The sequence below is a fragment of the Halovulum sp. GXIMD14793 genome (assembly GCF_054457435.1).
In genome coordinates, this window is record NZ_JBTLNE010000007.1 from 1 (window position 1) to 12,717 (window position 12,717).

Genomic DNA, 12,717 nt, shown 5'->3' on the forward strand with positions numbered 1-12,717 from the left:
TGAAGGAAAACAGAGGGATAGCGATGCGTTCATGCAAGACAGACCAGAGCTTCAAAGCCTTCATCTCGATTGCAGCGGCAATCATTCAAACACGGTGAACGTCAGCAGACCCTAGTTGAAATACGTCATCTGTTCCGACAGTTCCAATTCGGTTCACTTCCAATCGGATGCCAGCAGTAATGAGCTGAAAGGAAACGACTGGACAAGTATATAGGAACCGGCGATAAGCCGTGTCGATAAATGTTGTCGACAACATCGGACTTTGTGTCTCTGGTGGTGGTTGATGACGCGCGACATTAGTACTATTGATGTTGGGCTTTTAACCACAAGGGCGAGTTGGCGGAGTGGTTACGCAGCGGATTGCAAATCCGTGTAGAGGAGTTCGATTCTCCTACTCGCCTCCATTTAAAATCAAGCACTTAGCTCACCCCCATGTTGTGCCCCGACGAGGCGTTTACAGTTGCGTTTACATTTCATGAATATTTTCCAGCGTCTTAGCGGCATTGAGCTTAGCCAAAACCAGCTCTGATTCATCGGGCGAAACGGTCGGGTAGTACTCGATCACGTTTGCTGCGTACCGGACAGACCAACCCATGCAGTTTGCGATCTGGGCGAGTGTTGCCCCAGCATTGAGTTGAATTAGTCTCGATGTGATCTGACACCGCCCCCTTCCCAGCGAGCTGGAATGGGGACGGCGCATCTCTTGAGTGAGATGATGGTTGTCCGTTTTGATGGTGGTGCGAACCAAACCATCAAACGAGGGAACCACAATGTTGAATTCTACCGACAAGATCATCAAACACAAAACCGGCCTGCTGAACCTGGCCGAAGAACTGGGCAAACGACCCGCCGCGCCGGTGATGGAACCCACCTCGGCAACGGCAACAAAGGTCTCTAGCGCAGTGACTTCCACAGAACGGTCATCCATATCATTTATGAATGCATTGAGGTAATCATGCAAATTAAACATGTATCAAGCAAAAATGAGGCATCTTGGCGCAGGCGGTTTCCCTGCCAATACAGCAGAGGTGAAACGACGGTCTGGACATAGGGTAGAGGGCGCAATCCGGGCGCTACGACGACAGATCACCCGTCAATTCTTGACACAAGCGCGCGATGTGCGAAGCACCAACACCAAAATATTGAGTGCCGCCCGCCGCTTCCTCAGAGATCATCCTAGAGTGTTTCGCGCCCTGAGAAACCTAGTCGGCACATGGTTTTACCTCAGGTAAGTCACACGGAGCGATGGTCAGCGTTCTTGTGCGACAGTGCCAGACGTCCAGAGGGCCGCAAACAAGGCCAGTGCTGCAGCTGCGTTAGATAACACGATGACGAAGAACAGCATTGATATCAGCCCGGTCTCCGACATGGCATAGGCCAGTGGCACCGTTGCTGCCGCAAATATCGCAATCAAGAACACCAGACCGGCAAGCCATCGGTTGCCCAGTTGCAGCAGGGAAGCGCAGGTCAGCCAGAGGAGTGCGCCGATGATCATCGGCAAAAGATATCCGCCCAGGCTGACAGCGATCACCGCTAGATGAAGCGCTGCGGAAACCAGCAAGACCAGTGATGCGTTTCCGAAAGGTTTTGTGAAATCGAACATCCTGTGGCCTTTCCTTAATCCTGAGGGCAGGGCATGCCTGCGACGCCCCAGGTCAGAACATCGTTGACATGGCTTTGCAGCTGCGAGGCGCATCTATCGATGCGCGCCCAGGCGTCGAGCCCATGTCCAGCGCTGGCACTACCCTCGGCAGGCGGATCGATCTCGACCGTGGTTTCAGCAAGACCCGGTGCCCCGATCAGGACGGCGGCAAAAAATAAACGCCTCATCACGTCCCTCATACAAAGTCGATGAACTTGCCGAACGGCATCTCACGCAGCCGCTGACCGGTGGCCGCGAATATTGCGTTGGCCAGGGCAGGGGCCGCAGGCGGGACCGGAGGTTCGCCAATCCCACGGATCTTGTCGGCGTTTTCCAGCCCTTTGACGAAAATCTCGGGGCATTGATACAGGCGCATCCCTTCGGCGTCATAGTAGTTCGCCTGATCGGCCATGCCGTCGGAATACGTGATCTCGGAATTGATCGCATGCCCCAGGCCAAACACCACGCCGCCCTGCACAAGGTTTTCGAAGTTCCTGGGATCGACTACCCGGCCCACATCGCAGGCGACCCAGACCTTGTCGATCCGAATACCGGCATCCGTGTTGGTTATCTCGACCACTTCGGCTGTGGGGACGCCAAAACTCATCACATAGCCCACGCCGTGCGCTTTGCCGGGGGCAAGCGTACTGCCCCAGGAGGACATCTCGCCCACGGTTTCCAGAACCTTGCGGCTGACATCATGGCCCATCAGACGCAGGCGTTCCTCCAGCGGGTCGGCCCCGGCGGCATGGATCGCCTCGTCCAGCAGGCTGTCAAAGATAAAGCCGTTGGGGGCTGCGCCGACCGACCGCCAGGACGACACAGGCGCAAGATCGCCAGCATTGTAGGATCGCACCCGCAGGTTTGGCAGATCAAAATACGGCTGGTCCCAGGCCCCGGCATGCAACTGGGAATCCGCCATCGCCACGTTGATCCCCATGCGCGACATCTGCGAGGCCATGACAGACGGTGCCGCCAGTTGCAGATCGACAGAGACGACCTTGCCATCCGCCACTTTCGCCTTTCCGCGCCCCATCGTGATTTGGCGCGGGAAATCATGGGCGAAATCCTCTTCGCGGGAATAGGTCAGTTTTACCGGCGTGCCCTTCATCTGCATCGCGATCTCGGCGGCTTGTTTGATATGCTCAAACTCCAGCCGATGGCCAAAGCTGCCACCGATGAACATATTGTGCAGATGCACGGCGTCTGTGTCATGCCCAGTGATCCCTGCGACGATGCTTTCGACCATCATCTGGACCTGATGGCCGGTCCAGATATCGACCCGGTCATCGGTGACAAGAATGGTCGCGTTCAGCGGTTCCAGCGGGGCGTGGGCCACGTAGGGGCTGCGGTATTCCGCCTCGATCAACTGCCCTTCAGCTGCCTCCACATCGCCCTCATTGCGCGGGGCGGCATTCAGTTTGTCCTCCGTGAAGGCATCGGACAATGCCTGCCAGTGACCGGCTTGCTCGGCCGGGTAGGGGGCAGGGCCCCAATCGAAATCGATCGCCTCCAGCGCCTGAAACGCATACCAGGTGTTGGTGGCTATGACGGCAACGCCATTTGTCACCTCAACGATCTTTTGCACCCCTTGCATGTCCTGCGCTGCAGAGGGGTCATAGCCATTCATCACCCCGCCCTGACGCGGGTTCACTTTGACGGCGGCAAAGACCATGTCGTCTTTCTGGACATCGATGCCGTACTCCAGCGTGCCGGTGACCTTTCCGGCCATATCAAGGCGGTTGAATGGTTTGCCCAGCAAGCGCCAGTCTTTCGGATCACGCAGGGTGACCTCGGTGACTGGCTCCATCCCGGACGCGGCGGCGGCCAGTTCGGTATACTTAATCTTAGACCCGTCCGGCAGCAGCACCGCCCCTTTTGCGGTTTTCAGCTGGCTGACCTCAACGCCCTTGACCCGGGCAGCAGCCGCTTTCAGAGTTTCTCGGGCAACCGCCCCGGCCTGACGCAGCTTGTCAAAACTGTCCGGCATGGCTGAGGATCCGCCTGTGCCCATGATCGGAAAGATCGCTTTGATCGCGCCCGAGGCAAAGCTGCGCATGGACCGCGCCAGACGCCCGTCATCATAGGTCGCAAAGGGCACCATTTCGGCGGCCATGGCCGTGTTGTAATAGGCAGCGGCGGGAATGCCGAAAGACACCTCGACCTGATCCAGATCAATATCCAGTTCCTCGCAGATCAGAGCGGCCTGTGCGGTCCAAACACCTTGTCCCTTGTCGGCGTGGGTTGCGATGACGGTGACCTTGTCGCTGTCGACCAGAACCCAGGGGTTAAAGGTGGCTTCGCCTTTGGCGAGTTGATCTTTCAACGGATTGGGAAGCGTGGCATGCGCGCGATAGACGCCAAAGGCGACGCCGCCTGCGATGGCGGCGGATCCAACCAGAAATGTGCGGCGGGCGATGGTTCCAACACGTCCCATGGATCAGGCCTCCTTCAGCTTGGCGGCGGCGGCATGGATAGCGGCGCGGATGCGCGGATAGGTGCCGCAGCGGCACAGATTGCCGGACATGGCGTCGTCGATCTCCTGGTCCGATGGTTCGGGATTTGTGTACAGCAGGGCGGCGGCTTGCATGATCTGGCCCGCCTGACAATAGCCACACTGCGCGACCTGATTTTCCAGCCAGGCCTGCTGAACGGCATGCGCGGCATCCGGGCTGCCCAGCCCCTCGATGGTGGTCACTTCGCCCTCAAGATCGCCCAGCGGCAATTGACAGGCGCGCACCGCCATCCCGCCCACATGAACGGTACAGGCCCCGCATTGCGCCACGCCGCATCCGTATTTCGGCCCGGTGATCCCCAGTTCATCCCGCAAGACCCAAAGCAGGGGCATAACAGGTGCGGCATCGACCTCGTATTCGTTACCGTTGACAGTAAGCTTCATACTGGCCTCCCCTGGCGGCGTTTCCGATGCGCTTGGTGGGTTAAGTTCGCTTTTGAAAATTACTTGACGAAATGACGAATTTTGTCAAGATGATTTTCACTGGAACTGAGTTGGAAGAACTGACGCGTATGTCCGAAAAAGAAAGAATGCTGGTCCAGGCGGCTGTCGAGACCTTTACAAGATACGGGTTCCGCCGCACCACAATGGGGGATATCGCGACAACTGCCGGTCTGTCACGCCAAACGCTTTACGCCCGCTATTCCAGCAAGGAAGAGATCCTTGCCGCTGCCATCGAAACCCTGGGGCAAGAGTCGCTGGACGCGATTGCCCCGCTTTGGCAGGCCGCGAAAACCGCCCGCGATGTGCTGGAGATGTTTTGCCAGCAGATCATCGTGACCCAGTTCGAGATGATCCGGAAAATGCCCGATGCAGAGGATCTGTTCAGCGCTATGTCTGACCGCAGTAAAGAAGCACTGACCCGGGTGCAGGACCAATACGTTCAGGCAACCTCAGCCAGACTGCAGGAACTGACCGGGACCAATGCCGCAGGGCTGCATGCCTATGCGGAGTTTTTCGTGCTGGCGGCAAAGGGCCTGAAACAAGTGGCCGAGAATACAACCATGCTTGAGGCGCAACTGGCCTTGCTTACAACGGCGGTGGTCGCCCAGATCGAGACCCTGATTGCCGAAGCGCCCCCGTCAAAATAGCTCAGGTAGCCTGCGCCCCCTGCAAGACGCGCGTCAGGTTTTCCCCAAGGCTGTCAGACAGATAACCGCCCTCCTGCACATATAATGTCGGCAGGCCTGCCTTGGCGATGGCTGACCCGATCCGGGCAAAGCCATCCTTGGTCACGGCAAAACCCTTGAACGGGTCGTCTATGGCCGCATCAAGGCCCAGGGCGACGACAAGGATATCTGTCCCATGATTGCGGATGCGGGTCAGCGCGGTGGTCAAAGCCTCCAGATAGGTGGCATCCTCTGTGCTGCGGGGCAGTGGCAGGTTCAGGTTATAACCGCGTCCGCGCCCCGCGCCGCGTTCCTCTGCATGGCCCCAGAAGAACGGGTAGAACCGCGCCGGGTCTGCGTGGATGGAAACCGTCAGCACATCGTCGCGGTCATAGAATATGCCTTGCGTGCCATTGCCATGATGCACATCGACATCAAGAATGGCAACCCGCTGGCCCGCCGCCCGGATGCGCTCCGCCGCGATGGCGGAATTGTTCAGAAAGCAAAAGCCACCCGCCATGTCGCCGAACGCATGGTGCCCCGGCGGACGGCACAGCGCATAGGCAGCGCGGGCACCCCCGATAACACAATCCACCCCGGCGATGGCGGTCTGCGCGGACCAATAGGCGGCCTCCCATGTGCCCGCAGCGATGGGGCAGGCGGTGTCGGCCTGATGATAGCCTGCCTGCCCGACAGCGGATTTGGGATAGCTGTCACTGCGATTGGCCGGATGGATGTTGGGGATCACCTCGGGCCCGGCGCCCTCGGTCCGCTGCCAGCGGGTGTGGATGGTCTGCAGAAAGGTCAGATATTCCGGGGAATGCACAGCGGCAATCGGCCCCAGACCCGCATCAGCGGGCGTATCAAAGCTGCAGCCCGCCGCCACCGCACCGCCATGCAGAACATCAATCCGGCGCGGTTGCTCGGGGTTCGGGGACAGGGTGCCGTTGGCCATGAAGTGCTTGGGGTCATGATTCCACTGGCGGTCATCAAAATAGGCTTTCATCAACACCCCCTGATAGGCCTGTATCGCACAATCCGGCAGATATCCGCAACGGCCCGCCTGCCAAAGATCAAAGCGGCTGCACCCCGCGGTCCCGCACGCTTTCCATCGAAACATAGGTAGAGGTCGAGGCGACATGCGGCAGGCGTGACAATTGCTCACTCAGCACATGGCGATAGCCCGCAATGTCGCGGGTGCGGACCTTGACCAGATAATCAAAGCCCCCGGCGATCATATGGCATTCCTCCACCTCCGGGATCTGGCGCACAGCGCTGTTGAACGCCTGCAAGGCATGTTCGCGGGTGTCTGACAGGCGCAGCTCGACAAAGGCAACATGATCCAGCCCAAGTTTCAGGGCCGAGAATTCCGCCCGGTAGCCGGTGATCACCCCCTCTGCCTCCAGCCGTTTCACGCGCGCCGTGACGGGGGTTTTTGACAGGCCAACCTTGATGGCCAGATCTGTCATCGAGATGCGCCCATCATGCGCGACGACATTCAAAATAGCACGGTCGATTTTATCCAGATTCGGCGCATCAGACATAATTTCGAGCTTTCAAAGGCAAAATATTAGTCGATTTACCTATCAGATGACTGTGTCTAGTCAATCTGACTGCCATCGATCTGGTATTATAGGCCATCTTTCAGGAGGCACGCCATGATCGACCTTGACCGCAGATGGGACCGCAACAAGCGTTGTGATGAGGCTGCATTGCTGTCCGCGCTGATCGAACAGGCCGGGCTGGATCAGTCTGTGCGCGATGGCATCGTGGCCAAAGCCGCCGATCTGGTGACCCGCATTCGTGCCAAATCCCGCCCTGGAATGATGGAGGTCTTTCTGGCCGAATACGGTCTGTCGACGGATGAGGGCGTCGCCCTTATGTGCCTGGCCGAGGCGCTGCTGCGCGTGCCTGATGCGCAGACCATTGATGCGCTGATCGAAGACAAGATCGCACCGTCCGACTGGTCCAGCCATATCGGCCAGTCCTCCTCGCCGCTGGTCAACGCCTCGACCTGGGGGCTGATGCTGACCGGCAAGGTGCTGCATGACCCCGAACCGGGTGTGGCCGGTCGGCTGCGCGGCATGGTGCGGCGTCTTGGGGAGCCGGTGATCCGCACCGCCGTTGGCCGCGCCATGCGCGAGATGGGGCGGCATTTCGTGCTGGGTCAGGATATCCGCGCCGCCATGTCACGGGCGAAAAAGCTTGAGGGGCAGGGATACACCTATTCCTACGACATGCTGGGCGAGGCGGCGATGACCGCAGAAGACGCCGCGCGTTATGCAAAAGCCTACGAAGAGGCCATCGAGGCCATTGCCGCGGCCTGCAACCATGGTGATATCGCGGCCAATCCGGGCATTTCCGTCAAACTGTCCGCCTTGCACCCCCGATACGAGGTCGCCAAGACCGACCGTGTGATCGCCGAACTCGCCCCGGTTCTTTTGCGGCTGGCCCGCAAGGCGGCAAAGGTGGGTATGGGCTTGAATGTCGACGCCGAGGAAGCCGACCGGCTGGGCCTTTCGCTGAAGGTGATCGAACAGGTTCTGTCTGATCCGGGCTTTGCCGGATGGGACGGGTTTGGCATTGTCGTGCAGGGCTATGGCCGCCGCGCAGGCGATGTCATTGACGGTGTTTACGAGATGGCCGAACGCTATGACCGGCGCATCATGGTCCGTCTGGTGAAAGGGGCCTATTGGGACACGGAGATCAAGCTTGCCCAGGTCGAAGGCCTGACGGATTTTCCCGTCTTCACCCGCAAGGCGGCCACCGATGTCAGCTACATCGCCAATGCCCGCAAGCTTCTGGGGCTGACCGACCGCATCTATCCGCAGTTCGCCACCCACAATGCCCATACGGTTGCAGCCATTCTTGAGATGGCCGAGGGCATCAACAAGAATGATTACGAGTTTCAGCGCCTGCATGGCATGGGCGAGGCCCTGCACGAGATTGTGCATGAGGATCACAAGACCCGCTGCCGCATCTATGCTCCGGTCGGGGCGCATCGTGATCTGCTGGCCTATCTGGTGCGGCGGCTGCTGGAGAACGGGGCGAACTCCTCCTTCGTGAACCAGATTGTCGATGAAAGCGTCCCGCCGGAGGAGGTCGCGGGCTGTCCCTTTGCAGACTTGGCTGCGGGCCAGCAACCGGGTGAACCTGCGGTCAAAACCGGCCCCGCGCTCTTCCTGCCTGAACGGCCCAATTCGATTGGCTTTGACTTAAGCGACAGCACCGTTCTCGATCAGATCAACGCCGCGCGTGTGCGGCCCGGTGAATTGAAGGTCAGTCCGATCCTGGCCGGTCCGTTGCGTGGCACAGAGGTCGAAGCTATTCTGAACCCCGCCACCGGCCAGCAGATTGGTCAGGTCACCCAATCCAGCGCTGATGATCTGCAGGCCGCACTCGGGGCTGCCGCCCCATGGGATGTACCTGCGGCAGAGCGGGCGGCGATCCTGAACCGGGCGGCTGACCTCTATGAGGCGGATTTCGGAACGCTCTTCGCATTGTTGGCGGCGGAGGCTGGCAAGACGCTGGCCGACGCCGTGGCCGAACTGCGCGAGGCGGTGGATTTCCTGCGCTATTATGCAGTCGGTGTCGAAAGGCTGGGCGCCCCGGCACGCGGGGTGTTCACCTGCATCTCGCCTTGGAATTTCCCGCTGGCGATCTTCACCGGCCAGGTTTCTGCGGCGCTGGCAGCGGGGAATGCCGTGTTGGCCAAACCGGCCGAAACCACACCAGCGATTGCGGCCTGGGGCGTTGCAAAGCTGCACGAAGCCGGGGTTCCGCGCAGCGCGCTGCAGTTCCTGCCCGGCCATGGGCATGTGGTTGGCGCGGCGCTGACCTCGGATCCCCGGATCAACGGTGTTGCGTTTACCGGCTCTACCGCGACGGCCCGCCATATCCAGCGGGCAATGGCGCAGAATTGCGCGCCGGGCACACCGCTGATCGCGGAAACCGGCGGGTTGAATGCGATGGTGGTGGATTCCACCGCACTGCCGGAACAGGCGGTGCGCGACATCGTTGCTTCGGCGTTTCAGTCCGCGGGTCAGCGCTGCTCCGCTCTGCGCTGCCTCTATCTACAAGACGATATCGCCCCTGCCTTTCAGGAAATGCTGATCGGCGCGATGAACGAACTTCACCTCGGCGACCCGTGGGAGATTTCCACCGATATCGGCCCGGTGATCACCGCCGAGGCGCGCGATGACATCGCCGCCCATATTGAGGCCGCCAAGGCAGACGGCCGTTTGTTGCATAGTCTGAATGTCCCGGGGCAGGGCACCTTTGTCGCCCCGTCTCTGATCAAGGTTTCGGGGATCGAGGATCTGAAGCAAGAGGTCTTCGGCCCGGTCCTGCATGTCGCGACATTCCCCGCCGAAGCGCTGGATCAGGTTATCGCGCAGGTGAATGCCACAGGTTATGGCCTGACCTTCGGCCTCCACACCCGGATCGAGGATCGCGTGCAGGAGGTCGCGGATAAGGTTCAGGCGGGCAATATCTACGCCAACCGCAACCAGATCGGCGCGATTGTCGGCAGCCAACCCTTTGGCGGCGAGGGCCTTTCAGGTACCGGGCCGAAAGCGGGCGGGCCGCATTATATGGCACGCTTTGCCTTAAAGGCCGCTCCGCGCACCGGCACGGCAGAGGGGCTTGCGGATATAGATGCGATTTCTCAGGAACTGCGCGATGCGGCAGACGGTACGGCCACAAGCACCCTTCTGCTGCCAGGCCCAACGGGTGAGTTGAACAGCCTGACAACCCGCCCGCGTCCACCGATCCTGTGCCTTGGCCCGGGGGGCGAGCGGGCCGCCGAACAATGCGACGCCGTTGCGAACCTTGGCGGGCAGGGGCTCGCTGTGCCGGATGCGCTGCCGCCTGAAGCGCTGGCCGGGTTGCCGGAATTTGGCGGTGTGATCTGGTGGGGCGAGCCGGCGCAGGGGCGGGCATATGCCCAGGCACTGGCGGATCGGGACGGGCCGATTATCTCACTGATCACCGACCAGCCAGATGCCGCGCATGTCCTGCACGAGCGTCATCTCTGCGTCGATACAACCGCAGCCGGGGGCAATGCCGGTCTGCTGGCTGGCGAAAGCCAATAGGCGTTTGGCTGCGCCCGCCCTCCGGCCGCACGCAGCCGGATCGTCAGGCTTTGGCGGCAGTGACCATGAATTCAACCTTAAAGCCGGGTGTGGCAAGCTTTGCCTCGCCGCAGGCGCGGGCCGGGGTGTGACCCTCGGGCACCCAGGCATCCCAAACGGCGTTCATCGCCTCAAAATCAGCCATATGGGCCAGCCAGATAGTACACTTCAAAATGCGCGTCTTGTCCGAGCCTGCCTCGGCCAACAGGGTGTCAATCTTGGCCAGACATTCCTCGGTCTGTTGGGTGACGCTGGCATCCACCGTACCGACCTGACCGGCGAGATAGATGGTGTCGCCATGCATAACGATCTGGCTCATGCGGGGGCCGATATGTTTGCGGGTGATTTCGGTCATGGAAGACTCCTGATCAGTGTGAAAACCGGATGGATGAAAGGACGGAAAACGTATGCCTGACAGCGCAAGTGTCTTGTGCCTGTGCAAGGTCGGCAGGTCAACGTCTGTGATATCGCGTCGGGGAACTTGGTGGACTTGTCTTGATATTTGTCCCGCGCTCGCAAGGCGGGCTGCCGGTTAACGACAACAATACCTCTGCCAAGATCGATACGGAAGCTTTGAAAGCTTCCGGCACGATTTCCTTCAAGGAAATCGGACATGCGTCCAGCTTTGGATATTTTGTCGGATTGTTTGCTTTGCCAAATGGGATCTCCGCAATACTTGCCGGGACAACTTTAATGTCCAATCACGTTACGCCGCCTAGCATGCAGAAAAACGAAGAGATGCTGGACTGTGGGTTGCGGATCGTCCTGCTTTCGCTGGTCTTTACAGGACCGAAAACCATGTGGGGCTTGGTTGGTCTGGTGCCGTTGTTGACCGGCCTGGTGGGGATGTGCCCGCTTTATTCGATCCTTGGCATCCGCACCTGCCAGGAGAGTTGATTTGGGGGCACCGATGTTCCGGTGCCCCATTCTTCTGCCGGGCGCTAAAGCGTTTCGGGATAAACCTGAGACAAAGGATTACCCCGAAACGCAGTGATCAACCTATAGGGTGTACGCGTTTCGATTTTTTGTGATGTCTCAAGGTAAACTCGAAACGCTTTAGGCGGCATTTCGCCTTGATTGCGCCCGGACGATGCGCGCTGCCTTTAAAATCTTACACCCGCTCTATCGCAATCGCGGTGCCTTCGCCGCCGCCGATACAGATCGCGGCCACCCCGCGTTTCTGATCGCGCTGCTCCATCGCGTTCAGCAAGGTCACCATGATCCGCGCGCCTGACGCCCCGATCGGATGGCCAAGCGCGCAGGCCCCGCCATGCACATTGACCTTGTCATGCGCGATGCCGGTTTCTGCCATAAAGGCCATGGGCACGACGGCAAAGGCCTCGTTCACCTCCCACAGACCGACGCTGTCGATCTCCCAATCCAAACGCTGCAGTAGGGACTTTGCTGCAGGCACGGGGGCGGTGGTGAACCAGCCCGGGGCCTGCGCGTGGCTGGCATGGCCTGCAATGCGGGCGCGGATGGTCCAGCCATTGGCCGTTGCGATGCTTTCGCGGGTCAGCACAAGCGCTGCTGCACCATCCGAAATGGAGGACGCATTCGCCGCCGTCACCGTGCCGTCCTTGCGGAAGGCAGGTTTCAGCGTCGGGATCTTGTCGGGGCGCGCAGTGTGGGGCTGTTCATCCTCGGCCACCGTGACGTCACCCTTGCGGGTGGTGATGGTTACCGGGGCAATCTCGCCCGCCAGCGCGCCCGAACTTTGGGCCGATTGCGCCCGCTCCAGTGAGGTGATCGCATAGCCATCCTGCGCCTCACGCGTGAACTGGAATTTCTCGGCGCAATCCTCGGCGAATGTACCCATCAGACGGCCCTTGTCATAGGCATCCTCCAGCCCGTCCAGGAACATATGGTCCACAACCTGCCCATGGCCCAGCCGCGCGCCGCCGCGCATTTTGGGCAGCAGATACGGCGCATTGGTCATGCTTTCCATGCCGCCGGCCACCACAACCTCGCCATTCCCCGTGGCCAGCTGATCATGCGCCATCATCACCGCCTTCATGCCAGAGCCGCACATTTTGTTCAGAGTTGTGGCCGGAACCCCCTCGGACAGACCGGCGGCAAACCCCGCCTGCCGCGCGGGTGCCTGACCTTGCCCTGCAGGCAGAACGCAGCCCATCAGAACCTCATCCACGGCCTCCGCACTGATCCCGCCCCGATCCAGCGCGGCCTTGATGGCAACGCCGCCCAGCTCTGCCGCAGTTGCGCCCGAAAGCTCTCCCTGAAAGCCACCCATGGCTGTACGTGCGGCACCGACGATGACGACTGGATCTGTCATGGTTTTCCCCTCTGCATGATGTTGCG

General features: G+C 60.1%; 11 protein-coding genes, 1 tRNA gene and 1 pseudogene. 5 read left to right on the forward strand and 8 right to left on the reverse strand.

Translation table 11 applies throughout. From position 1 onward, the window contains the following. Window positions 1-330: 330 nt before the first annotated feature. Both ACW9UQ_RS02520 and ACW9UQ_RS02525 read left to right on the forward strand, forming a co-directional pair. A tRNA-Cys gene (locus ACW9UQ_RS02520) sits at window positions 331-404 on the forward strand. Between the two features lie 366 nt (window positions 405-770). Then, window positions 771-905 (forward strand): annotated as a pseudogene (locus ACW9UQ_RS02525) (IS481 family transposase); the annotation flags it as partial. A 344-nt stretch (window positions 906-1,249) separates the two neighbouring features. On the opposite strand, the gene ACW9UQ_RS02530 reads toward ACW9UQ_RS02525, so the two are convergent. From ACW9UQ_RS02530 to ACW9UQ_RS02545, 4 genes are read right to left on the reverse strand one after another with little or no spacing between them, the layout of a single operon-like run. After that, window positions 1,250-1,603, reverse strand: a complete 354-nt coding sequence (locus tag ACW9UQ_RS02530; protein ID WP_458929420.1) for a hypothetical protein — start codon at window positions 1,601-1,603, stop codon at window positions 1,250-1,252. 14 nt (window positions 1,604-1,617) lie between these two features. Beyond that, window positions 1,618-1,830, reverse strand: coding sequence for a hypothetical protein (locus ACW9UQ_RS02535; RefSeq protein ID WP_458929421.1), 213 nt, complete (start codon window positions 1,828-1,830; stop codon window positions 1,618-1,620). A gap of 8 nt (window positions 1,831-1,838) precedes the next feature. Continuing rightward, the gene (locus tag ACW9UQ_RS02540; RefSeq protein ID WP_458929422.1) at window positions 1,839-4,079 is read right to left on the reverse strand and encodes a xanthine dehydrogenase family protein molybdopterin-binding subunit; all 2,241 of its coding nucleotides are present in this window, start codon (window positions 4,077-4,079) and stop codon (window positions 1,839-1,841) included. 3 nt (window positions 4,080-4,082) lie between these two features. Continuing rightward, entirely contained in the window at window positions 4,083-4,541 is a 459-nt protein-coding gene (locus ACW9UQ_RS02545; protein WP_458929423.1) for a (2Fe-2S)-binding protein, read from the reverse strand. Window positions 4,542-4,612: 71 nt separating this feature from the next. On the opposite strand from ACW9UQ_RS02545, the gene ACW9UQ_RS02550 reads away from it, so the two are divergent. After that, window positions 4,613-5,248 carry a TetR/AcrR family transcriptional regulator gene (locus tag ACW9UQ_RS02550; RefSeq protein ID WP_458929424.1) on the forward strand — a complete coding sequence of 212 codons (636 nt, stop codon included), beginning with the start codon at window positions 4,613-4,615 and terminating at the stop codon, window positions 5,246-5,248. A 1-nt stretch (window position 5,249) separates the two neighbouring features. Here ACW9UQ_RS02550 and ACW9UQ_RS02555 read toward each other — a convergent pair whose 3' ends face one another. Beyond that, window positions 5,250-6,272: a histone deacetylase family protein gene (locus ACW9UQ_RS02555; protein ID WP_458929425.1), complete on the reverse strand. Its 1,023-nt coding sequence runs from the start codon at window positions 6,270-6,272 to the stop codon at window positions 5,250-5,252. A gap of 67 nt (window positions 6,273-6,339) precedes the next feature. Then, complete coding sequence (locus ACW9UQ_RS02560) at window positions 6,340-6,810, reverse strand: Lrp/AsnC family transcriptional regulator (protein WP_458929426.1); 471 nt, start codon at window positions 6,808-6,810, stop codon at window positions 6,340-6,342. Between the two features lie 114 nt (window positions 6,811-6,924). On the opposite strand from ACW9UQ_RS02560, the gene putA reads away from it, so the two are divergent. Further along, window positions 6,925-10,359 (forward strand): bifunctional proline dehydrogenase/L-glutamate gamma-semialdehyde dehydrogenase PutA, encoded by a 3,435-nt coding sequence (putA, locus tag ACW9UQ_RS02565; protein ID WP_458929427.1) that lies wholly within the window; start codon window positions 6,925-6,927, stop codon window positions 10,357-10,359. 43 nt (window positions 10,360-10,402) lie between these two features. Here putA and ACW9UQ_RS02570 read toward each other — a convergent pair whose 3' ends face one another. Next, entirely contained in the window at window positions 10,403-10,753 is a 351-nt protein-coding gene (locus ACW9UQ_RS02570) for a RidA family protein (RefSeq protein WP_458929428.1), read from the reverse strand. A gap of 140 nt (window positions 10,754-10,893) precedes the next feature. On the opposite strand from ACW9UQ_RS02570, the gene ACW9UQ_RS02575 reads away from it, so the two are divergent. Then, the gene (locus tag ACW9UQ_RS02575) at window positions 10,894-11,295 is read left to right on the forward strand and encodes a YgaP family membrane protein (RefSeq protein ID WP_458929429.1); all 402 of its coding nucleotides are present in this window, start codon (window positions 10,894-10,896) and stop codon (window positions 11,293-11,295) included. Between the two features lie 214 nt (window positions 11,296-11,509). Here ACW9UQ_RS02575 and ACW9UQ_RS02580 read toward each other — a convergent pair whose 3' ends face one another. Next, the gene (locus ACW9UQ_RS02580; protein WP_458929430.1) at window positions 11,510-12,691 is read right to left on the reverse strand and encodes an acetyl-CoA C-acyltransferase; all 1,182 of its coding nucleotides are present in this window, start codon (window positions 12,689-12,691) and stop codon (window positions 11,510-11,512) included. Window positions 12,692-12,717 lie beyond the last annotated feature (26 nt).